The sequence below is a fragment of the Asticcacaulis sp. AC466 genome (assembly GCF_000495815.1).
Taxonomy (GTDB): Bacteria; Pseudomonadota; Alphaproteobacteria; order Caulobacterales; family Caulobacteraceae; genus Asticcacaulis.
Genome location: NZ_AWGE01000009.1, coordinates 48,572 through 69,501 on the forward strand (window position 1 = coordinate 48,572; position 20,930 = coordinate 69,501).

General features: G+C 59.0%; 20 protein-coding genes. 7 read left to right on the plus strand and 13 right to left on the minus strand.

What is annotated here, in order from left to right:
* Nucleotides 1–171: 171 nt before the first annotated feature.
* From fghA to AEAC466_RS33520, 3 genes are all read left to right on the plus strand, one after another.
* Nucleotides 172–1,023 (plus strand): S-formylglutathione hydrolase, encoded by an 852-nt coding sequence (gene fghA, locus AEAC466_RS33510; RefSeq protein ID WP_023458212.1) that lies wholly within the window; start codon nucleotides 172–174, stop codon nucleotides 1,021–1,023.
* Between the two features lie 9 nt (nucleotides 1,024–1,032).
* Nucleotides 1,033–1,548, plus strand: a complete 516-nt coding sequence (locus AEAC466_RS33515) for a hypothetical protein (protein WP_052025115.1) — start codon at nucleotides 1,033–1,035, stop codon at nucleotides 1,546–1,548.
* 84 nt (nucleotides 1,549–1,632) lie between these two features.
* Nucleotides 1,633–2,922 carry a hemolysin family protein gene (locus AEAC466_RS33520; RefSeq protein WP_023458214.1) on the plus strand — a complete coding sequence of 430 codons (1,290 nt, stop codon included), beginning with the start codon at nucleotides 1,633–1,635 and terminating at the stop codon, nucleotides 2,920–2,922.
* Between the two features lie 78 nt (nucleotides 2,923–3,000).
* Here AEAC466_RS33520 and AEAC466_RS33525 read toward each other — a convergent pair whose 3' ends face one another.
* The 3 genes from AEAC466_RS33525 to AEAC466_RS45020 form a co-directional block, all read right to left on the minus strand.
* Nucleotides 3,001–3,834 carry a HAMP domain-containing protein gene (locus tag AEAC466_RS33525; RefSeq protein WP_023458215.1) on the minus strand — a complete coding sequence of 278 codons (834 nt, stop codon included), beginning with the start codon at nucleotides 3,832–3,834 and terminating at the stop codon, nucleotides 3,001–3,003.
* Between the two features lie 114 nt (nucleotides 3,835–3,948).
* Nucleotides 3,949–6,030 (minus strand): methyl-accepting chemotaxis protein, encoded by a 2,082-nt coding sequence (locus AEAC466_RS33530; RefSeq protein WP_023458216.1) that lies wholly within the window; start codon nucleotides 6,028–6,030, stop codon nucleotides 3,949–3,951.
* 91 nt (nucleotides 6,031–6,121) lie between these two features.
* Nucleotides 6,122–8,083 carry a ferritin-like domain-containing protein gene (locus AEAC466_RS45020; protein WP_023458217.1) on the minus strand — a complete coding sequence of 654 codons (1,962 nt, stop codon included), beginning with the start codon at nucleotides 8,081–8,083 and terminating at the stop codon, nucleotides 6,122–6,124.
* A 286-nt stretch (nucleotides 8,084–8,369) separates the two neighbouring features.
* On the opposite strand from AEAC466_RS45020, the gene rpsD reads away from it, so the two are divergent.
* Complete coding sequence (gene rpsD / locus AEAC466_RS33535; protein WP_023458218.1) at nucleotides 8,370–8,987, plus strand: 30S ribosomal protein S4; 618 nt, start codon at nucleotides 8,370–8,372, stop codon at nucleotides 8,985–8,987.
* A gap of 54 nt (nucleotides 8,988–9,041) precedes the next feature.
* Here the strand turns inward: rpsD and AEAC466_RS33540 are convergent, their stop codons facing one another.
* The 9 genes from AEAC466_RS33540 to purC form a co-directional block, all read right to left on the minus strand.
* The gene (locus AEAC466_RS33540; protein WP_023458219.1) at nucleotides 9,042–10,676 is read right to left on the minus strand and encodes a hypothetical protein; all 1,635 of its coding nucleotides are present in this window, start codon (nucleotides 10,674–10,676) and stop codon (nucleotides 9,042–9,044) included.
* Between the two features lie 70 nt (nucleotides 10,677–10,746).
* Entirely contained in the window at nucleotides 10,747–11,082 is a 336-nt protein-coding gene (grxD, locus tag AEAC466_RS33545) for a Grx4 family monothiol glutaredoxin (RefSeq protein ID WP_023458220.1), read from the minus strand.
* Between the two features lie 136 nt (nucleotides 11,083–11,218).
* On the minus strand, nucleotides 11,219–12,124 hold the full coding sequence (locus AEAC466_RS33550; protein WP_023458221.1) for an aldo/keto reductase: 906 nt from the start codon (nucleotides 12,122–12,124) through the stop codon (nucleotides 11,219–11,221).
* Between the two features lie 266 nt (nucleotides 12,125–12,390).
* On the minus strand, nucleotides 12,391–14,610 hold the full coding sequence (purL, locus tag AEAC466_RS33555) for a phosphoribosylformylglycinamidine synthase subunit PurL (RefSeq protein WP_031238756.1): 2,220 nt from the start codon (nucleotides 14,608–14,610) through the stop codon (nucleotides 12,391–12,393).
* A gap of 47 nt (nucleotides 14,611–14,657) precedes the next feature.
* Nucleotides 14,658–16,079 (minus strand): alpha/beta fold hydrolase, encoded by a 1,422-nt coding sequence (locus tag AEAC466_RS33560; RefSeq protein WP_023458223.1) that lies wholly within the window; start codon nucleotides 16,077–16,079, stop codon nucleotides 14,658–14,660.
* 63 nt (nucleotides 16,080–16,142) lie between these two features.
* A complete protein-coding gene (locus tag AEAC466_RS33565) occupies nucleotides 16,143–17,216 on the minus strand; it encodes an alpha/beta fold hydrolase (protein ID WP_023458224.1) in 1,074 nt (357 codons plus the stop codon).
* Nucleotides 17,217–17,286: 70 nt separating this feature from the next.
* Nucleotides 17,287–17,964, minus strand: coding sequence for a phosphoribosylformylglycinamidine synthase subunit PurQ (purQ, locus tag AEAC466_RS33570; protein ID WP_023458225.1), 678 nt, complete (start codon nucleotides 17,962–17,964; stop codon nucleotides 17,287–17,289).
* A 1-nt stretch (nucleotide 17,965) separates the two neighbouring features.
* On the minus strand, nucleotides 17,966–18,205 hold the full coding sequence (purS, locus tag AEAC466_RS33575; RefSeq protein ID WP_023458226.1) for a phosphoribosylformylglycinamidine synthase subunit PurS: 240 nt from the start codon (nucleotides 18,203–18,205) through the stop codon (nucleotides 17,966–17,968).
* Nucleotides 18,205–18,966 carry a phosphoribosylaminoimidazolesuccinocarboxamide synthase gene (purC, locus tag AEAC466_RS33580; protein WP_023458227.1) on the minus strand — a complete coding sequence of 254 codons (762 nt, stop codon included), beginning with the start codon at nucleotides 18,964–18,966 and terminating at the stop codon, nucleotides 18,205–18,207. Before purC ends, purS begins: the two co-directional genes overlap by 1 nt.
* A 341-nt stretch (nucleotides 18,967–19,307) precedes the next feature.
* Between purC and AEAC466_RS33585 the strand changes: the two genes are divergently transcribed.
* Genes AEAC466_RS33585 through AEAC466_RS44455 form a run of 3 tightly spaced genes read left to right on the plus strand, consistent with a single transcriptional unit; the run spans nucleotide 19,308 to nucleotide 20,232 of the window.
* On the plus strand, nucleotides 19,308–19,625 hold the full coding sequence (locus tag AEAC466_RS33585) for a DUF1476 domain-containing protein (protein ID WP_023458228.1): 318 nt from the start codon (nucleotides 19,308–19,310) through the stop codon (nucleotides 19,623–19,625).
* Nucleotides 19,626–19,655: 30 nt separating this feature from the next.
* The gene (locus AEAC466_RS33590) at nucleotides 19,656–20,030 is read left to right on the plus strand and encodes a hypothetical protein (RefSeq protein WP_023458229.1); all 375 of its coding nucleotides are present in this window, start codon (nucleotides 19,656–19,658) and stop codon (nucleotides 20,028–20,030) included.
* Between the two features lie 10 nt (nucleotides 20,031–20,040).
* Nucleotides 20,041–20,232 (plus strand): hypothetical protein, encoded by a 192-nt coding sequence (locus AEAC466_RS44455; RefSeq protein ID WP_155913614.1) that lies wholly within the window; start codon nucleotides 20,041–20,043, stop codon nucleotides 20,230–20,232.
* 14 nt (nucleotides 20,233–20,246) lie between these two features.
* On the opposite strand, the gene AEAC466_RS33595 is transcribed toward AEAC466_RS44455, so the two are convergent.
* A complete protein-coding gene (locus AEAC466_RS33595; protein ID WP_023458231.1) occupies nucleotides 20,247–20,927 on the minus strand; it encodes a 2OG-Fe(II) oxygenase family protein in 681 nt (226 codons plus the stop codon).
* Nucleotides 20,928–20,930 lie beyond the last annotated feature (3 nt).

Sequence of the window (20,930 nt, forward strand, 5' to 3'; positions counted from 1 at the left end):
CAAAAAATGAGAGCCATGAGGCGGTTCAACTGAGCCGACGAAGGCTTTAGGCCGACCGTTTTTTATCGAAATTTACGTTTCCGTCCGCGTAAATCTTACAGAAAATTCCGGCCCGCCGCGTCACGGTGGGCCGTGTTATCTGAGGCTGTTTTTCATAACAGGGCGCAAGGCATGTATTCAGTGGAATTTCTATCCCAGCACCGTATTTACGACGGTATTCTCTATTTTATAAAGCATGACAGCGCCGCCACCGGTACGTCTATGTCGGCCAGCGTATTCGTGCCGGACGTTGCCGAACTGCGCACGGATGCGCCGTTTCCCACGCTCTACTGGCTATCCGGCCTGACATGCAGTGCCAATAATTTCACCGAAAAGGCCGGCGCCTATCGCAAGGCCTCCGAGGCAGGCCTGATCATTGTCGCGCCGGACACCAGCCCGCGCGGGGCTTCGGTCGCAGATGATGACGCCGCCGATCTGGGGCAGGGGGCGGGGTTTTATGTCAACGCCACCCAGGCGCCGTGGGCGCCACATTTCAGGATGGAATCTTACGTTACCGAGGATCTTATCGAAGCCGTCGAAGCCAACTTTCCCGCCGACCCGAAGCGGCGCGGTATTTTCGGTCACTCCATGGGTGGGCACGGCGCCCTGACATTGGCGATGAAGCATCCGCATCTCTACAAGTCGGTTTCGGCATTTTCTCCCATATCGTCGCCGAGCCGCTCCCCCTGGGGTCAGAAGGCCTTCGCCGCCTATATGGGTAATGATCATAGCGTCTGGGAGGGGCACGATGCCGCGCTGCTTCTAGCGAATGGTATGGGAAAGGCGTTTGACGACATCCTGGTCGATCAGGGACTCGCCGATCCGTTCCTTGAAAAGCAATTGATGCCCGACTTGTTAGAGCAGGCTGCGGCGACGGCCGGTCAGAAACTGACCCTGCGCTATCATGATGGATACGATCACAGCTACTACTTCATCCAGAGCTTCATCGACGACCACATCGCCTTTCACGCCGCGCGACTATAGGAGGTTTCCATGATGCGTGTCGGCCTTATACTCGCCATCACCGCCTTTGCGCCACTGGCTCATGCCGAGGACGCGACTAAGCCCGCAACATGTGCCGCGCCGTCCGACGATAACCTGCCAGCGAGCTGGGCGGCTTGGAAGGCGACGCAGAGCCTGGTGCCCGCCACCGACGCGGCGAAGTCGCCCGATGTCACCCCTGGACACGCCTATGCATTGACTCTGTCACCGGTTGCCCAGATCATTTATCCCGTGTCTGCGGATAAGCCGCTTGTTGCCAATACATTCGGCGGATTGCTGTCGCTCAAGCTCGCCGAGGGCGGAACCTACGGCATCGCCCTGGATGGCAAGGCGTGGATCGATGTCGTGAAGGACGGTGCCATTGTCAAATCCGTATCCCACGATCATGGGCCCGCCTGCACCACGGTTCGCAAGACCGTGGATTTCAAGCTGGATCCGGGGCTATATGCGATTCAGATCGCCAATGCGCCGGTGGCAAATCTGAAGCTGGCTATCATTTCCAAATAATCACGCAGATGTCAGATGTGCGGGAAGCCTTTACCCGTTAGGCTTAACGAGTAGCCGCATCAGGCTTCGCCGGATTTTCCCTTAATGTTACTCTTCGCCAGCGCCGTCGTGCTCCTCCTTGTGGTGCTGAACGGCCTTTTTTCCATGTCCGAATTGGCGGTTGTTTCCTCCCGCCGCGCCAAATTGCAAAGCCGCGCTGACAAGGGCGATCTGGGCGCCGCCGCGGCGCTAAAACTGTCGAGTGATCCCAACCGCTTCCTGTCCGCCGTCCAGATCGGCATTACCCTGATCGGCATCCTGGCCGGCGCCTATGGTCAGGCGACGATCGCAGCTGAACTCGACAAGACGTTGAATACCATTCCAGCGCTGGCAGCCTATTCCAATCCCATCGCCACGGCGGTGGTGGTGGTCCTGTTGACCTATCTGTCGCTGATCATCGGGGAACTGGTGCCAAAGCGCCTGGCCATGCTGTTTCCTGAGTCCATAGCCAGTATCGTGGCGCGGCCCTTGTCTTTCTTGGCCAGCGCCATGGGCCCGTTTGTCACGCTTCTGACCTTTTCGACCGGTCTGCTCTTGCGTCTGTTAGGCATCAAGGAGAGGTCCGGTGAGACGATTACCCAGGAAGAAGTTGAATCTGCCCTGGCGGAAGGTATGGGCGCGGGGCTGATTGAGCCGGCCGAACAGATAATGATCACCGAAGTGATGCGTCTGGGCGACCGGCCGGTCCGCGTGGCCATGACGCCCAGAACGGCAGTATATCGCGTCGCCATGGATGATGCTGCCGAAACGGTTGTCGAACGCATTCGCGCCTGTCCCTATTCGCGCTTTGTCGTCGTTGCCGGGGAAGACGTCGAAGAGCCCATCGGTGTTGCGCACAAGAGCGATGTCGCGGACGCGTTATTGAGTGGGCAGAGCCTCGACCTCGCCAGCCTTATCAAGGAACCCATCTTCATTCCCGTAACAACCTCGCTGTTGCAAGCGCTTGAACGCTTCAAGGAATCGAAGATGCACATGGCCTTTGTGGTCAATGAATACGGCGGGTTTGAAGGACTGCTGACCCCGACGGACCTGCTGGAAATGATCGCAGGCGATTTCAACGAGTCACACGACGAAGACCGCCTGATGATCGTTCGGCGCGAAGACGGTTCCTTCCTCGTCGACGGGCGCGCCGACCTGGTGGAACTGGGCGATGCGATAGGTGAGGATTTTGAAACAGGCGCCGGGTATCATACCGTTGCCGGCGCGGTCCTGCACAAGCTTGGCCGCTTTCCACGCGAAGGTGAGATTGTTGCCATTGGTGCGTACAAGGTCGAAATCATCGACATGGACGAACGCAGAATCGACAAACTTCTGTTCCACAAAAAGGACGCTTGACGTGCCTATATGGGGCACTTTTGTTAGGGACGTAGAGGCAATATGCCATCACGCTCAGACATAAGGCTGTATATTACCCTAATCCAGAACAAGTTCGCGTAGGGACTGTTCAGCTTTCAGCTTTTCCTTTGCGTGATGTTCGGCATCCACCGCGCGGTCCTTGAGAATACTTAGGGCCCGCCATACCTCGCCGATTTCACTGTCACCCCCTTGAGGGATGGGCGTATCGTAAGCGCCTTCGGAAATACGGATCATGGATTGACGGACACGCGTTAGCGGCCCGGCAATGGCGCCGATGGCGATCCACAGTGACCCAGTCAGCATCAGGAGGATGCCGGACCCGGCAATCAGCACGAACTGGTACTGACGAGTCTGCTTGAAATGGTCCAGTGCTCGCTGGCTGCGTATCTGTTCTACGGCCAGGCGCTCCACCATGCCGTCGATTTCCGCCTGCATTTTTTCGCGGAAGGTGACGTGATCGGCTGTGTTGCCGAACGCGTCGGCGGCTTTCAGGCCCTGGGTGCGGGTAACGTTGGCAACCTTGTGCCCTCCGTTGACGAGTTTCATCGCCTTGGTCTGAACGCTGTCAAATTCGGGAATTTCGCCAGGTTTCAGTGTTTTTCGCCAATCGGTCATAAAGCCTGCCAGCTGGTTTGCCGCGACGTCGACGCGATCCGCCGCCTGGCGGGCTTCATCTTCGCTTTTAGACATATAGATGCCGCGAAATTCCAACGCGACGCGAGTCAGATAGCGGTTCAGGCGTTCGCCCCGGAAGCTGTTGCTGGCCGTTCGATTATAGTCGGTGATAATCCGGTCGTAGTCCGACATGGTTTTCAACCCGAGTAACGTAATGCCCCCGGCCAAGAGGGTAAAAGCGGCGACCAGGGACAGGATTTTCGCTTTGATTGTCATGCGGATTTACCATCAAACACGGAATGCGTTCATGTGGATAACCCGGCGTGATTAATATTTAGTCGCCGAAAACGTTTTGACACCCGGTTCCTGTTCTGCTCTGGCAGGTCGCGATCAGCGTTGGCGAATCTGGGATACGAAGCGGGCGATTTGTTCCTGCATATGGCTGGATTGTTCCACCAGCCGGGATGCCGTGTCCAGGGCTACGGTCGAGGCGCGGCCGGTTTCCTGGGTCGCTTCCGCCATGGCGTAGACGTGGCTGGCGACTTCATCCGTGCCCTTGGCGGCTTCGTGCACATTTCGCGCGATGTCCGTCGTCGCCGCGCCCTGTTGTTCCATGTTGCCCGTAATGGCCTGGGCGATCTGGTTCATTTCATCGATAGTGGCTCGGATGGCGCTGATTGCGTCTATGGTGCCGGTGGTGGCTGACTGGATTGTACCTATATGCGAGCTGATATCCTCGGTTGCCTTGGCGGTCTGGGCCGCTAGCGTCTTCACCTCGGTCGCTACAACCGCAAAACCCTTGCCGGCGTCACCCGCGCGCGCGGCCTCGATCGTGGCATTGAGAGCCAACAGGTTAGTTTGTTGGGCGATCGCCTGAATCAGGCTGACGACTTCACCGACCTTGCCCGCCGCCGCTTCCAGGTCCTTGATGCGGGCGTCGGACAGGTTCGCCTGTTCGACCGCCTGCAAGGCGATGGTAGAGGACATTTGAGCCTTGGATGTGATTTCCTGGATGGAGCTCGACAATTCTTCTGATGCGGCGGCAACCGTGCGGACGTTTGCCGCCGCCTGCTCCGTAGCGGACGCAATGGAGGTGGTCTGGCCGGAGGTCCGCGAGGCGATGGAATTGAGCGCCTCGGCGGACGTTTTCATTTCACCGGAGGCGAGGGATACCTCGCTGACAATCGAACCTACCGCCCGTTCGAATTCGCTGGCCAGGCGGCTCATGGCGTCTTGGCGTTCGCGCTCGGAGAGCAGCTGGCGCTGTATCTCAGCTTCGGATTCCTCATGGGCGCGGTTACGCAGGCCTTCACGGAAGGCCATAACCGCTTTGCCGATCAAGCCGATTTCATCGATGCGCCGAGCTTCGGGCACATCGGCGTTGTGGTCGCCGCCAGCCATACGGTCGAAGCTGGATTTCAGGCTGTTCAGCGGCTTGCCGACGAGGGAGTAGAGCACAAAGAAGACGAGCGCCGCCGCTACCAGTATGCACAACAGGGAAATGCCCAGCATGAAGCGGTTGTTGTGATCGACCTGGGCCGTCAGCGTAGAAACGGGAACCTGAACCACCACGGCCCAGGTGTCCTGAGTGCCAGCCGCAGCGATAGGAGAGGCCAGGTATCGCCAAGGCTTGCCATCGGGGCCCTTGGCGTCGAATTTCACGACCTTATTAGTGGAAATCGCCTTCGCTGCCGCATCTGCCGCACCGGGGTCAACCTCCTTGAGGGGTTTGCCAACCGCCTTTGCATTGGGATAGCTGACGGCCAATCCGGTCTTGCTGACCAAGGCGACAAGTCCGGTATCGAACGGCTTAATGGCGCCAAGCTGTGCATTCAAGGTGCCGAGATCGACATCGACACCGGCAATGCCGACAAAGTGCCCATCAATGGTGAGAGGGCGCGTGAACGAGGTCATCAGCACGTCCTTGCCGCCGACCGGATACACATACGGCTCCATTGCGACCGCGCGTCCCTCGGTCTTGGGGCGGAGATAATAGTCGCCGGCGCCGGGCTTGTCATAGTCGATCAGGGCTTCGCGGACAACCTTACCTGCACCGCGGTTCCAGTACGGAACGTAGCGACCGCTTGCGTCGTGACCGGGCTTGCCGACAAAGGCGGCGTCCTTTCCATCGAGAGCGTTTGGTTCCCAGGCGGTATAGGTGCCCAGTATGTCGGGGTGCTTTTCCAGAATCCCCTTCAGCAGATTATCCTGCATCGCGCGTTCGTCGCTGCCAGCGCCTCGTACAGCCAGGGATGCGGCGGCGATATCATCGGCGACGGTCGCGGCCTGATCGAGGTGGTTGCGCACCGTATTGGCTTCCTTTTCGGCGACATCGGCCTGAAGGGCATCCGTCTGCCCGTTCAGGCTACGATTCGTCCCTTGCGACAGGATGAAGCTGCTTGCGCCAAAAACGAGCGCCAGCGATGCCGCGCTGATGATGGCGATCTTGACGGGAAGAGAGCGTGAAAACATGATTGGGACCTGTGGCAACGATATATGGTCCAGTTGTCACCTGAATCCCTTGCTCAATGATTAACTATATCCACAGGCGGCTTGACTATCTCTACTCGCTGACGAAGCCAACGCGGGCATGGCTGCCATCGCAGTACGGCTTGTTGGCGGAATGACCGCATCGGCATAGTTGCAAGGCTTGTGCCTTGCGGATCGTTCGGCCGGTGCCGCTTAAGACCTCCAGATTACCCGACAGTCGCAAGGGGCCGTTTTTCTGCGGCGCGATGTGAACCTCGCCGTCTCGCACCTCCAGGGCGGTGACGTCGCCGGTGTCGGGCTCTCCGGTGGCGTGGAACGGATCATCGCCTTCCTTATGCTGTCCGTCGCAGAAGGGCTTGTTCTTTGATCGCCCGCATCGGCATAAGGTGGCGCGATAGCCGATCGGTTCACCATCGAGTATCAGATTGCCCCGGAAGGCATTGGGCCCGTTTTCGCGCACCTGGATCAGATTGACCTGAGGCGGCATTTCCTGGGGACGGCCATCCTTTCGGCTGTACTGGATGGCGCCGGACGGGCAGTTCTGGGCAGTCGTCACCAGATTGTCAGCGCAGTCGGCGTCATCGGGAACAATCCACGGGCCGACGACATTGGCCTTGAAGACGCCGGGCTGCTGCAGGACGCAGAACCGGGCATGAATGCACCGTTTGGCTTCGAATTCGATAATGACATCCTTGCCCTCGGCCCGTTCGACAGCGGGCGCCTGGCCGTTTTCGTACCCCTTGGTTTCCGCTTTTCCGGGTTGAGGTTCGGCCATGACGGGAGACTCCTGTGGCGGGGATGGACGTATATGGCGTAATTTTTCGGCCAGGGTGGCCAGCCGGCTGGCCGTGCCGTCCGCCAGTGCGCCGGTCAGAACGCGCCTTGCACCGGTGGACAGTTCTTCAAGGCGTTCGGCGACGAACAGAAGGGCGGGCCTGCCGTCAGGCAGCGGGGTGACATCACGCAAGGTGGCGAAGGACATACCGGCAGTCACGTCCGGCACGGTCGTGGACGCCTTGAGCGTCGTGAGGTGCTCGGCCACCGGCGTCAAGGCATACATTCCGTCGATGGCCACGTCGATGAAGGCCTGCTTGCGTACCGGGTCAGGGTCGGCAAACCCCTGTGTCAGCGCCCGCAGCATAATATTGTAAATCGCGTTGACCAGATCCATGACACGCGCCGCTTCGGGTGCATCGACCCACACATTGCGGCTGGCCGGTCCTTTGCGCATGACGGGATTGGCGGCGACCGGGCGGGAGGGCGTAAAGCCCGCGTCTGCCGCTTCCATCTTGTGATAGGCGTCGCACATGGCCAGGAAGCGATTGTAATGGGAGCGGGCATTGTCGCCATTGGCGCCTTCCCCTTGGTCGACAATGGTGTCGCAAGCGGTCAGCGCGGTCTTCAGGCATTTGACAACGGTCAGGCCGGGCAGAGGTGTGAGATCCGGACCAACCTGCAAAGACATGTCGCCGATAAACAACTTGTCTTCGCCCAGTCGGGCGCTCAGGTCTTCCAGCGCCTGACGGATTCCCCGGTACAGGTGGCCGACCGTGGCGTAATCCTGGCCGTTGGGCATCAGCCGATCGCCGTCCATATTGCGATCATACTCAGCTTTCACCGCATCGAAACCGGCGCCGTCCGGCCGGTCGGCGCCTTCGGGGCGTTCCAGATAGATGAAGTGGTCGAGCGTCGATTTGTTGAACGGATGCAGTTCTACGACGACGCCTGACGGGTGATAACCGGCAGCGATTGGAAAATTCGGGCGGCCGAAATGAGGAGAGCCCCCAACCGCTATGGTGATGTTGGCGACCAGCGCCAGATGAGACATTTCTTCGACGGCGATGCCGATGATATCGCGCCGCCAGCCAGCGACCACCCGGGCCTGCTCTGGTGTAAGACCATCGGCTTCCGATTTTAAGGAAAACGCCGCGAAAAGATAGCAGCACATCAGATTGTGCTCGATTTCCGCCGCTTCAGCGAGCAGGAAGACCAGTTCTTCCCGGCTGCGGACGCGGATGGGGGTTTCGGCTGCCATACCTTGTCCTTCCAAACGATGCCTAGCCAAACGATGCCTAGTCAGGCCAGATTTCGTCATGATCCTGCCAGCCAGTTAAAGCCAGTCGCCCGGAGGGCGCAAGGGCGGATTTGCGTGATTTTTGCCTTATGGCGCTTGACTTCCGCCCTCCAATCCGACATAAGGCGCCACTTCAAGTCCCGGCCCCAGGCCAGGGGCTTATTACGGGTTGATCCTGAGCCGCCGTTGCAATCGCCTGTCGCAAGTCCGCGATAGGCCGGTCGGGGTTAGATATCGAAGGTACGATATGTCGAAGCGCCATAGCGCCAAGTACAAGCTCGACCGCGTCATGGGTGAAAACCTGTGGGGCCGTCCCAAGTCCCCCGTCAACAAGCGCTCCTATGGCCCTGGCCAGCACGGTCAGCGCCGTAAGTCGAAGATCTCCGATTTCGGCGTCCAGCTGCGCGCCAAGCAGAAGCTGAAGGGTTACTACGGTAACATCACCGAAAAGCAGTTCCTGCGCACCTATGAAGAGGCGGATCGCCGCAAGGGTAACACCTCGGAAAACCTGATCGCCCTGCTGGAAACTCGCCTGGATGCCCTGGTTTACCGCGCCAAGTTCGTGCCGACCGTCTGGGCGGCCCGTCAGTTCGTCAACCATGGTCACGTCCTGGTCAATGGCAAGCGCGTCAACATCGCGTCTTACCGTGTCAAGCCGGAAGACGTCGTCGAAGTCCGTGAGCGTTCGCGCAACATGGCTCTGGTCCTCGAAGCCCTGCAATCGCCTGAGCGTGACGTGCCGGACTATATCGAACTGGACGCCAAGGCCATGAAGGCCCGTCTGGTCCGCCTGCCGGAATTGGCCGAAGTGCCGTATCCGGTGAAGATGGAACCGAACCTGATCGTCGAATATTATTCGTCCTAAGCTTCGGAATACCGAATTGGAAAACCCCGGAAGAGCGATCTTCCGGGGTTTTTCTTATTTCGCAGGTGTGTCGGGTTTTGCGGGGGTGGCGTCTCCACCTGGCGTCTCGTCGTGGTCTTCGCTCTTGCGCTCGCCCCTTAGCAATCTCAGTAACTCTTCCTTTGAGGCGTGGCGATCGATGGCGGTCAGGATATTGCCCGCCCACTGCGACATATCCTGATTGTGCGGATTGTTCGCCAAGGGATAAAGCATCTCCTTGGCCTCTTCAGCACGATCGCGCGACACCAGAAGCCAGGCGGCGCGCACGGCATACTCGTCGACGGATGGCGCCAGATAGTGTGCCTGTACGGCGGCATTGATGGCATTGTCGGTCACGCCGTCATCGCCCAGGGTCCGAGAATAGTAGTAGAGGTTCGGCGCGTTCAGGGGATCGAGCTTATAGGCCTTGTACAAGGTTTGGCGTGCTTGTTTCATCTGGCTGGCGCGCGTCTCGCCCTTCTCGATTTGCCCGTGAACAGTCATCAGGAACAGGGTTTGGCCTAGCCGGTAATGGCTTTCGGCGTCATCTGGATGGGCCTGGGCGTAGGCGCGCAGATAGCCGAGCGCCTGACTTTCATCACCGACAATGATCTGGGCGCGTGCCAGAACCATACGGGCATAGTCTTCGCCGGGATATTTGGCTGCCTCGGTTTCGATAGACTTCAAAAGGACCTGACCGAAATCGCGCGACGGGCAAACGCGTACAGCGGCATCCGACAGCAACAGGCGGTTGGCGGAAACCGGCATGGGGGCAATTGTGATGTCCGAATCCGGCATATCCTTGATGCGATAAACCGTCGCCATCAGGTTCTTCAGCATATAGGTACGCAGGGTTTTCTGCAGGGTCTTGATCGGTATGCCGAACGCTTTTTCGAAGGCAGACACCGGGTCTTCCCCCTTGTCGAACGCTTCGAGATAGGTATCAAAAGCCTGTCTGCGCGCGGGATCGGACAGGATGTAGTGCGATAGCAGCCAGGACTGGGCGTAGAACCTATTTATGTCGGCCGGCGCCTTGTGGATATAAGGCTTGTCACGCAGAATGTCTTCGTAGGGCAAGGGAGCGGAATTGATCAGATCGCCGGCACGCATGGCCGATGCTGTACCCACTTCGGCCTTATCGCCCTCAAGGCGGATCGTGCTGTAAAATTCCGCGTAGCCCTCAATGAACCACTTTGGATACTTCACGTCGCTGTTCTGCATCATGAAGGTATGCGCATATTCGTGGAACAGAACGACCTGGCTCAGGTTTTCCTTCTGTTTCTCGACACTTGAGGCTTTTCGGGTCGTAAAATCATCCTGATAGATGGCGAAAGCGGCCGCCCCCTGGTCGCACGCCTTGTAATAGCCCATGACGCCTTGCTTGACGTCTGGCCAGGTTTTACGGATGTCGGCCAGGCCGTCGACGAAGTACACGGTCATGCGCGGCGTATTGGCATCGTCCTCCGCATCTCTATTGTGGAAAATGCCTAAAACGTAGCGGTATTGTTCAAGACGATGCAGGTAGGCGCGTGTGACGGTTTCACTATTGTCGCTGTAGACCGTGAAATGCGGGCTGTCTGCGCGCAGCCATTTGGCGGTTTCAGCGTGCGCGGCGCCTGAGGCAATCAGGCCGGCGGCAAAAACGGCAGTCGCTTTTCGCAAGACAAGCATAATATGGTCCCCCGAGCATATGTCGAGGTAACCATATACGATAGGTTATGTCGAGACGCTACAGGAGAGGTTAGGCCTCAATCAGGCCCTGTTCGGCCAGCGCGGTTTTCAATTCACCGGACTGGAACATTTCGCGCACGATATCGGCGCCGCCGATGAATTCGCCCTTGACGTACAGTTGGGGAATTGTCGGCCAGTCGCTATAGACTTTTACGCCTTCGCGAAGATCATTGTCTTGGAGGACATCGACGCCGATATATTCCGCGCCGAGATGGTCGAGTACCTGGACCACGAGGCTGGAGAACCCGCAACGCGGCTGATCGGGCGTGCCCTTCATGAACAGGACGACATTGTGACCCTTGATGGTGGTGTCGATAAAGGTTTGGACGTCGGTTTCCGCGCTCACGCTACGCTCTCCTGTCAATGAACTGACACAGCATATAGGCCCGGCAAGGCGTTAAATAAAGACCCGATGTACGATTTCACACCAAATGAAGCCGATGCCTGATATCGGTGCGCCCCACAAAGACAGACGTTTGCCATCAGCCAGTTCTCGGCTGCTCGTTGAAGCGGGCCATTTCGATCTGTGCTGGAACGGAAGAGGGGAGGTGGCGCTCCGGCACGCCCGCCAGGGATTCTAGGTGCTCCGGGCTTTCGGCATCAATCAGTATGCACGACATGCTGGGTTGCGACAAAGCATAGCCCAGGCACAGTTGTTCCGGCGTCCAATCGGCGGTCTGATGCAGGAAAGCGTGCGTTCCGGCGCCGGCGAGCGGATTTTTTGCCTTGCTGAATCCGAAGAAGCCGCGTCTGGCCTCCTTGGGGACAACATCCTCGGCGTTGCGGTACATTGACGGAAAAAAATCCGTAGCGATGACGTTCATATCCCGTGTCACAGCGAAATCGATCTGACGCCGTTTGTCCCAGCTTGAGTCGATATCGAAGCTGGTCTTTACGACGTCGAATTTGCCCGTCTTGATTACGGCGGCCAGGTCTTCGGTTTCGGCCATGGCGCCGAGATAGCGCAGCATCTTGGAGCGTTGCAGGCTTTTCAGGAAGTTGAGGCTGGCTTCGGGTAGGGCTCCCGCGCCCGGCTGCCCGAAAAACAGTAGGTCGATCCAGTGCAGGCCAGTTTCCTTAACCGCGCCGCGCAGACGATCTTTCAGTCCGGCGAGGGCATAGGTGTCTTCACTGGGAGACTGGTGCGGCTCATGGGCAGTCAGTGAAATGAACAGTAACTTGCGTTCCACCACCGAAAAGGCTTCGGCGGCGCATTTCAGGAAGCCGACATCGCAGGTATCGAAGGAATAGGTATTGATACCGTTTTCCATAGCGGAAACGATCAGCTTCTGCAGGAGCGCACGGTTCTTGTTGAGCTTGTCGAAGCTGAGGCGCAGACCTATCGTCGAAAGCGCCAGACCGGAGCGGCCGAACGGACGGTAGCGCATATTACAGCCCCTCGCCAAAAAGGCCGCAGCTGGCGAAAGGCACGCGCATCGTGGTCATGATCAGAATCGCCCCGATTGAAATCGTCAAAATGCACTGTGGAAGGCTGAGGGTCGAACGACACCGCGTTTAGACTAGGCCGTAATTCGGTTAAGAGAGGTTTAAATCGACCAGCAAAACGTGCAATTTCAGAGCAGCCTGCTAGGTATGGCACGCAAAGAAAACGGCCGCTGACGCGGCCGTAAACTGGACATCATATAGGTGGCGATTAAGCTTCATTGCCCGCCATATAGGCCGGGAGCCAGGCTTCGTGCGCCTGGCGCAGAGCTTCGATAGACAGGGAAAGCCCGGCATAGCTCAGGTCCGTTCCGCCGGCGACACCGATGACAGCCGCGGGAACTTCGGCCTCTGCGGCCTGGGCGACGACCAGATGCGCGGACGCCTCGTCGACGGCCACTAGGTAACGCGCCTGATCTTCGGCGAAACCGAAGACATGATCGCTCAGATCGGTTGGGTTCTTCAGGTTCAGACCGGTCTTTGACGACAAGACAATATCGACCGCACCCGACAGTAAACCGCCATCGCTGAGATCGTGAACGCCCTTGGCGACGCCTGACTTGATGAGGCGGCGCACCAGAGTGCCGTTGTTCTTTTCCGCTTCGAGGTCGACCTTCGGCGGTGCGCCCTTTTCGACGCCGCAGACTTCGCGCAGGTAAAGCGACGAGCCCATTTCGCCCTTGGTTTCGCCGATCAGGACAATGACCTGGCCCGGCTGGACCTTATTGAAGCCGACGCGCTGATCGTAATCCTTCAAAAGGCCGACAGCGCCGACAGTCGGCGTAGGCGGGATCGAAACGCCATTGGTTTCGTTGTAGAGCGACACATTCCCTGACACGACCGGGAAGCTGAGTACCCGGCAGGCCTCGGCCATGCCATCGATAGCGCGCACGATCTGGCCCATGGTTTCGGGCTTTTCGGGGCTGCCGAAATTGAGGTTGTCCGTGATGGCGATAGGTTCGGCGCCGACAGCCGTCAGGTTGCGCCAAGCTTCCGCCACGGCTTGCTTGCCGCCTTCGTAGGGGTTGGCCTTGACGTACCGCGGGGTGCAATCCGACGTGACGGCCAGCGCTTTGCGCGTACCATGGACGCGGACCATGCCGGCATCGTGTCCGGTCGAGGAATCGGCCAGGGTGTCGGCCATGACATGGCGGTCGTACTGTTCCCACAGCCAGCGCTTGGACGCCTCATCCGGACAGGAAATGACTTTGAGCAGGGCAGAATTCAGATCATGGGCGGGCACATCGGCTTCGGTCAGTTCCGGCTCAACGGTGGGTTCGACCCACGGACGGTCATAGAGGGGGGCATCGTCGGACAGAGGCGCCAAAGGCAGGTCGCAAACGACCTCGCCCTTGTGCTTGAGCACGATACGGCCCGACGTGTTGGTTTCGCCGATGACGGCGGCGTCCAGGCCCCACTTCTTGAAGATGCGATAGCCGTCTTGTTCGCGGCCCGGCTTCAGAATAGCCAGCATGCGCTCCTGGCTTTCCGACAGCATCATTTCATAGGCCGTCATGTTGGTTTCGCGTTGCGGCACCTGGTCGAGGTCGAGCGTGATGCCCAGGCCGCCCTTGCCGGCCATTTCGACGGACGAAGAGGTGAGGCCGGCCGCGCCCATATCCTGAATGGCGGCGACGGCGCCTGACGCCATCAGTTCCAGGGTGGCTTCGATCAGCAGCTTTTCGGCGAAGGGGTCGCCAACCTGCACGGTCGGGCGCTTTTCTTCTGAGTCTTCCGAAAATTCGACCGACGCCATAGTGGCGCCGTGGATTCCGTCGCGGCCAGTTTTCGAGCCGAAATAGACGACGGGCAGGCCCGGCTCAGGCGCAGCGGAATAGAAGATCTTGTCGGCATCGGCCAGGCCAACGCACATGGCGTTGACCAGAATGTTGCCGTTATAGCCCGCGTGGAAGTTGGTCTCGCCGGCCACCGTCGGCACGCCGACGCAGTTGCCATAGCCACCGATACCCGAAACGACGCCTTCGACCAGACGGCGGGTCTTGGGGTGGTCCGGTTCACCAAAACGCAAGGCATTGAGCAAAGCCACCGGGCGAGCACCCATAGTGAAGACGTCGCGCATGATCCCGCCCACGCCCGTCGCCGCGCCTTGATACGGCTCGATGAAGGACGGGTGGTTGTGCGATTCCATTTTGAAAATGCAGGCCTGGCCGTCGTCGATATCAATGACGCCGGCGTTTTCACCGGGACCGCAGATGACGCGCGGGCCGGTGACCGGGAATTTGCGCAGGTGCAGGCGGGACGATTTGTAGGAGCAGTGTTCCGACCACATCACCGAGAAGACCCCCAGTTCGACGTCGTTCGGTTCCCGGCCGAGACGGTCCAGTATGACCTGGTATTCGTCAGCCTTGAGGCCATATTCAGCGGCCTTTTCGGCCATGGTTTTTTGCGGGGCGGGGGCGTGTGTGCTCATGGCGCGGATATAGGGGATTCAATCCGCGCACTCAACGGTAAAACGCCTTATTTCTTTCCGAGATTGAATTGAAATTTCGGCTGGTCGGTCTTGATGCAGGTCGCATCGACATTGGCATCGGCGGTTTCGATGAATTGTGCAATCATCTTCTTGGCGCAAGTGCTGCCGGCGATGGTGTGGGTGCGGTTAGGGAAGAAGTAGTTCTTTCCCCGACTCAGGCGCTTGACCGCTTCATCGGACAGTTCGGATGGACACCCGGCGTCGATATCAGCCGACAGCATCAGGGTTGGAATGTCGCTGGTCAGGGGCTGGTTTTCGACCGGATCGGGCGCGCCGACCGGAAATGCCTTGCAGACCTCGAAGAACCGCCGGGTATCGTGGGCGGTTGCAACCGCGATAGGATCGTTCGGGTTTACCTTGTCGAGATCAGCGGGATTTTCGAACGCAAATTCCTCCTTGCACAGGGTGGTAAAGAACTGGCCCTCGGTATAGCCCGCCTGCGTTTTCTCAAAATTGGCAAGCGCGGTGTAGTCGCCCTTCATCAAGGTGTCGAGCGTCAGGGGCAGGCTTTGCGCACCCTCGCGGGAATAGATTTCATCGAGCAGGAAGGCGGCTAACAGATCGGCCGTGTAGGTGTGGCCTTTGACGGTGGCCGGTTTGACCAGCCAGGTGCGCAGCAGGTCGTCCAGCCGCTTTTCCATATTGGGGAATTTTGCATTACAGGCCGCGTCGGCGGCGCAATAGCCGAGAACCTGGCGGGTTTCTCGCGACACCAGGGCGGGCAGGGGCGCGGTCGCGTTGGCTTCCGGCGGCCATGTCGACGACAGGACGGCGGCGCGCAGACCGGCCGGGTCATGCTGCATCACGGCCATAGCGACGCGCGTACCGTATGAGCCGCCGTAGAGGTTATAGGCCTTGATGCCCAGCGCCATGCGCAGGTCATGGATATCCTTGGCGATGACGGCGCTGTTGTATTGCGACAGATCGAAGCCCTGGGCGGCATATTTCTGGCCGCAGGCCTGCAATTGTTTGACGCCGGCCTCGCTGGTCACGCCCGCGTCGGACAGCGGCGCCTGACCGCAATCCAGACTGGGGTTCGATTTACCCGTGCCGCGTTGGTCAAAGAAAATCCAGTCGCGATCCGCCGTGACGCGATCCGTTTTACGCAGGGCCAGCCATAGGTTATCGACCATGCCGCCGCCGGGGCCGCCGTGCAGCATGATAACCGGGTCCGGTTTGGCATTGGCAGCCGTGGCGCGTTGAATGACGACGGGCAGGGCAACCGTGCGCCCATTGTTCGCGCCGCGGGTTTCTTCGACGACAAGGGTTCCGCATTCGACCTTCTTGATGCCGAAATAGAGAATGGAGCAGGTCTGCTTGTGATAGCCCAGCTTGGTTGTATCGACCTTAGGGTTGCACCCCACCAAGACGAAGGCCGCTGCCAATACCAAACTCAATGACCGCCACATGACCGGACCCCTGTTACGCTTGAAACGAGGTTTACAGGTCGTGGCGGCTTTGTAAAGCGCCGCCTATTTGGCGGTGCGTTTCAGCAGGTCCGACAGGTCGTCCTTCCAGAATTTCGCCCAGGTATGGGTTCCGTGTCCGCGCGTATCGGGCGACGACGGTATTAGCCGGAACCGGACTGTTTTCAGGCGTTTGAGCGCCAGATCGGGCGCCCCAAGTTCCGGCGGATTTATGAAATCGTCAGCCGAATTTATCCAGGTCATGGGGGCGGTGATTTTTTCAAGGTCCGGCCAGGGATTGTAATTCCGCGATGCGTCGAACTGGTAGAGGAAATCGTTCGCGTCGCGTGAGGCGATATCCGCCTCGATCCGTGCGCGCCAATAGGTTTCGGCCTTTTCGCGGGTGGGGAAGTTGGCCTGTAGGTATTCCGGTGCACTGCCGGCGATCAGGGAGAGGCTGGCGGCGGTGCGCAGGCCCTGGACAGGCGGAGTCTTATAGTCACCGTTCTGCCAGGCGGGATCGGCACGGATTGCATCCATGGCGCCGACGCGCCACATGCGGTTGCGCCCGGCGATTTCTACCGGCTGGCAAGCCATTGGCATAAGGGCGTCGGCAAAATCCGGATGGGCTTCGGCCCAGACGAAAATATGCATGCACCCCATCGATGTGCCGAATATCAGGCGTAGATGCGTAATGCCAAGCCCGTCTTTCAACATTAGCCTTTGGGCTTCAACCATGTCGTCATAGTCATATTTGGGAAAGGCCATCTTCAAGCCGTCGCTCGGCTTGGACGAGCCGCCGTGACCGATGCTGTCGGGCAGGATGATAAAGTATTTTGTGGTGTCGAGCGGCTGGCCGGCCCCATAAAGCACATCGGCGAAATAGGGTGCCAGGAATTGAGCGCCGGACCCGCCTGTGCCGTGCAGGATCATCACGGCGTTGTCGATCCGGCCTTGGGCATCGCGGTGTGGCGTACCGAGCGTACGGTAATGCATCCGCAAGGCGGGCAAGGTTTCGCCCGAATGAAAATGGAAGTCGCGGAGAGTGACATCAGCGTCGCTGACGGACGGGGCGGCGTTCGCCGGGCCGAGCATGAGGGCGCTGAGAACCAGGCTTGCCAGAAGGGTGCGCATCGTCATCGGATCGTCTCCACGTGATAATCGTATACGATTATCACGTGGATCGCGATTAGCAAGCGACCTTAGCCTATCAGGCGGTTTGCAGGCTGTTGACGAGGCTTTGGAACAGGGGCGCGCCATCGGCAGACCCCAGCGAGGCTTCGAAGGCGCGGTCGGGGTGCGGCATCATGCCCAGAACATTGCCCTTGGCATTGACGATGCCAGCAATGTCGTTGACGGACCCATTGGGGTTTTCAGCATATCGGAAGACGACCTGATCGTTGTCTTCGATTGCGGCCAGGGTGGCGTCATCGGCAAAGAAGTTGCCGTCGCCATTGCCTTGCGTCATCCATACGCTCTGGGCGTTGCCATAGGCCGAGGTGAAACGCGTATTGCGGTTCTCGATCTTCAGCTCGATCGGCTTGCAGACATATTTGAGGCCGGAATTGCGCAGAAGGGCGCCGGGCAGCAGGCCGCTTTCACACAGAATCTGGAAGCCGTTGCAGATGCCAAGCACCGAAACGCCGCGTGCGGCCTCGGCCTTTACGGCCTGCATGATCGGTGACAGTGAGGCCATCGCGCCGCAACGCAGGTAGTCTCCGTAGGAAAAACCGCCTGGGATGACGATCAGGTCCAGACCGGACGGCAGGGCCGTTTCTTCGTGCCACACCATATCGACCTGGCCGCCAACCGTCGTTTCGACGGCGGTCTTGCAGTCGCGGTCACAGTTGGAACCGGGAAAAACGAGAACGGCGGCTTTGAATGCCATGTTACGCGACCTCAACCTTGTAGGATTCGATGACCGTGTTGGCGAGCAGCTTTTCGCACATGGCTTTCAACTCGCCCTTCGCGGCTTCGGCATCGGACCCGTCCAGGTCGAACTCGAGCAGCTTGCCGACGCGGACGTTTGACACGCCGTCCCAGCCAAGGCCATGCAGGGCGCCTTCGACGGCCTTACCCTGAACATCGAGCACGCCGGGTTTCAGATAGACGTGAACCTTGGCCTTCATTATTGGGCTCCCCCTTCGATCACGCGCGGCATATCGCCCATGATGCCGAGACGCTTGGCGACCTCGGTATAGCTTTCGATGACATTGCCCATGTCGCGACGGAAGCGGTCCTTATCGAGCTTTTCGCCACTGGCCGTATCCCACAGGCGACAGGAGTCGGGGCTGATCTCGTCAGCCAGGATGACGCGCGAGAACTCGCCTTCAAACAGGCGACCATACTCTATCTTGAAATCGACCAGGGTAATGCCGACGGCGGCGAACATACCGGACAGGAAATCGTTGACGCGCAGGGTCATGGCCAGGATGTCGTCGATCTCCTGGGTCTGGGCCCAGTTGAAAGCGGTGATGTGCTCTTCGGTGACCAGCGGATCGTTAAGCGCGTCATTCTTGTAATAGAATTCAATGATCGACCGTGGCAGGGCCTGGCCTTCGGGCAGGTCGAAGCGCTTGGCCATCGAGCCGGCAACCACATTGCGGCAGACGACTTCCAGCGGAATGATCTCGACTTCGCGGATCAATTGTTCGCGCAGATTGAGGCGCTTGATGAAATGGTTCTGAACGCCGATCTGCGTCAGCTTGGTCATCACGAACTCGCTGATGCGGTTATTGATGACGCCCTTGCCTTCCAGTTGTGCCTTCTTTTCACCATTGAAGGCGGTGGCGTCATCCTTGAAGTACTGGACGAGCGTGCCGGGCTCCGGCCCTTCGTACAGGATCTTGGCCTTGCCTTCGTAGATTTTCTTGCGGTTCTTGGTGGTCATTTCACTATGTCCAGGCTTGGAAAAATTTCCAAAAAATGGGTTCAGCCAAAAAGGCCGTGAGATGTGCGGCGCCCATGAGAAGCATCGGCTGACATCGGCCGCGCAATGGTTATGGGACCGGGCGCTTTGGCTGTGCATCATAAGGGATGCGCGTTGCCGCCGCAAATAAACAAAAACTTGTGTTCTGTACAGGGCGGGAACGGATGATTTCATCTCTTTTTTGCATCGGCTGCGGCGCGGCAGACCCAACCCGGAAGATTTTGGTCGATAACTGTTGGTTCCAGTTGCGTCGGGACGAAAGGAGAACTAAAACTTAATAAGCCTGAAAGGTTCTCCGTCACATGCCGCCTGCCAATCCTGATAAACTGCCTGTTGAACAACCGCTTGCCGGTAGCGATGCCTTTGAGTTTCAGGCGGCGGCGAACCGGAACCGTATGATGGCGCTATGGGCGGCGCAAAAGATGGGCCTTGCCGGGAAGTCGTCGGAAAGTTATGCCCAGGCTGTTGTGCGCGCCGACGGTGAGCAGCCGTCCGAAGAAGATGTGATTCGCAAGGTTCTGGGTGACTTGACTGCGTCCAACATCGCTATCCGTGAATCGGAGGTGCGCACCAAGGCGGCGGAGTTCCTGGCCCAGGCAAGAGAAGCGTTAAAAAGCTAAGCTTTAAAAATCGCAGAACCGGGGTCGGTAATGAAGGAAATGGCATTCGTTACAGGTTTGGTTCTCATGACGGCGGGCGGTGTTCAGGCGGCGTGCCCACAATATATGGGCGGCCGCGTCCTTGCCGACGACGGCACCTATCTGGGCAAGATCGCGGTGCCTCAGGACAAGGATTCGCTGTTTAATTCCTATGGCGTCTATGGCAGCCCGTATTCCAAGACGTCGATTTTCAACACCTATGGGGTTTATGGATCGGCATCGTCGCCGCAGTCCGCGTTTAACCCCTATGCGACCAAACCGCCCGTTATTCAGAAGGACGGCAAGGCCATAGCGACACTGACAGCCAACAAGACGTTGGATGGCGCCATCAGTGTCGGTAAACTCATATCCATCTGCCGAGGTTAGAGTGCATCCGATGAGAACAATAGACTCCATTCTGAAAGCCGTTTTGGCCGTCGCCGTGATTTCAGCCGTTGCCGGTTGCGCGGCCGTCCCTAAGCCGCATGCGCTGGACACCCAGCCTATTGGCGCGCCACCGCCGCCGCCGCCGTTGGAAACCCAGCCGGTCGATGCGCCGCCGCCGCCGCCGCCGGTCACGGGGTCTTAAACCCCGTAGCGGGTCTAGCCGAAACGCCCGGTGATCGAAAAGCGCGGGCCGCCGGCGTAGGGGGCCACCGATGCTATGGAGCGCGGTTGATCGCCAGCGAACAGCGACAGGTCGTTGAAGCGCGGCATGATGCCGCCTTCGATGTCGCCCGATGGCGAATGGAACAGCATCTGGCCGCCCCAGTCAGACCGCCAGCCCTGGGTGAAATTCCATTCGAAACCCAGGCGGACATGCTGGTCGGTATGTTGGGTGAAGAAGTCGCCATTGCGATAACAGACCGCGCTGAGACTGATCAGTTCCAGCCCGGACAGCCCAGTCAACCGTTCGCAGAAGCCGGCGAAATCCGCCGATTTGAGCACGGCGGTGAGCGATTCCAGGGCGATTGTCTCGCTATCCATCAGGTCCAGCCCGAGGCGTAGATAGGACAAGCCGTCCTGCGCCCGTTGCGCTGTATCTTGCAGGCGCGTCTGGATGATATCGGCAGACAGGGTGTTCAGTTCAGCGGCGGACAGGATATCCGGTTTGCCGTCGCGGTTGACCAGTTGCAATTCCCACGGGGTCTGCTGCTCCAGGGCATGGTGGACGCGCAGGGCGTCCTCCGCCGCCAGGGCGCCTTCGAGACGAATGCGCCCCTTGCCGGTGAAGCGGCTTTGGTAGCCGTCATAGTCGAAACTGTCGGTCAGCAGGCTGGCCATGGG

Excerpts from the sequence above, each read along its gene's own strand:
- fghA (WP_023458212.1), top strand. The coding sequence starts at position 172 with ATGTATTCAGTGGAATTTCTATCCCAGCACCGTATTTACGACGGTATT.
- AEAC466_RS33515 (WP_052025115.1), top strand. The coding sequence starts at position 1,033 with ATGATGCGTGTCGGCCTTATACTCGCCATCACCGCCTTTGCGCCACTG.
- AEAC466_RS33520 (WP_023458214.1), top strand. The coding sequence starts at position 1,633 with ATGTTACTCTTCGCCAGCGCCGTCGTGCTCCTCCTTGTGGTGCTGAAC.
- AEAC466_RS33525 (WP_023458215.1), bottom strand. The coding sequence starts at position 3,834 with ATGACAATCAAAGCGAAAATCCTGTCCCTGGTCGCCGCTTTTACCCTC.
- AEAC466_RS33530 (WP_023458216.1), bottom strand. The coding sequence starts at position 6,030 with ATGTTTTCACGCTCTCTTCCCGTCAAGATCGCCATCATCAGCGCGGCA.
- AEAC466_RS45020 (WP_023458217.1), bottom strand. The coding sequence starts at position 8,083 with ATGGCAGCCGAAACCCCCATCCGCGTCCGCAGCCGGGAAGAACTGGTC.
- rpsD (WP_023458218.1), top strand. The coding sequence starts at position 8,370 with ATGTCGAAGCGCCATAGCGCCAAGTACAAGCTCGACCGCGTCATGGGT.
- AEAC466_RS33540 (WP_023458219.1), bottom strand. The coding sequence starts at position 10,676 with ATGCTTGTCTTGCGAAAAGCGACTGCCGTTTTTGCCGCCGGCCTGATT.
- AEAC466_RS33550 (WP_023458221.1), bottom strand. The coding sequence starts at position 12,124 with ATGCGCTACCGTCCGTTCGGCCGCTCCGGTCTGGCGCTTTCGACGATA.
- purL (WP_031238756.1), bottom strand. The coding sequence starts at position 14,610 with ATGAGCACACACGCCCCCGCCCCGCAAAAAACCATGGCCGAAAAGGCC.
- AEAC466_RS33560 (WP_023458223.1), bottom strand. The coding sequence starts at position 16,079 with ATGTGGCGGTCATTGAGTTTGGTATTGGCAGCGGCCTTCGTCTTGGTG.
- AEAC466_RS33565 (WP_023458224.1), bottom strand. The coding sequence starts at position 17,216 with ATGACGATGCGCACCCTTCTGGCAAGCCTGGTTCTCAGCGCCCTCATG.
- purQ (WP_023458225.1), bottom strand. The coding sequence starts at position 17,964 with ATGGCATTCAAAGCCGCCGTTCTCGTTTTTCCCGGTTCCAACTGTGAC.
- purS (WP_023458226.1), bottom strand. The coding sequence starts at position 18,205 with ATGAAGGCCAAGGTTCACGTCTATCTGAAACCCGGCGTGCTCGATGTT.
- purC (WP_023458227.1), bottom strand. The coding sequence starts at position 18,966 with ATGACCACCAAGAACCGCAAGAAAATCTACGAAGGCAAGGCCAAGATC.
- AEAC466_RS33585 (WP_023458228.1), top strand. The coding sequence starts at position 19,308 with ATGCCGCCTGCCAATCCTGATAAACTGCCTGTTGAACAACCGCTTGCC.
- AEAC466_RS33590 (WP_023458229.1), top strand. The coding sequence starts at position 19,656 with ATGAAGGAAATGGCATTCGTTACAGGTTTGGTTCTCATGACGGCGGGC.
- AEAC466_RS44455 (WP_155913614.1), top strand. The coding sequence starts at position 20,041 with ATGAGAACAATAGACTCCATTCTGAAAGCCGTTTTGGCCGTCGCCGTG.
- AEAC466_RS33595 (WP_023458231.1), bottom strand. The coding sequence starts at position 20,927 with ATGGCCAGCCTGCTGACCGACAGTTTCGACTATGACGGCTACCAAAGC.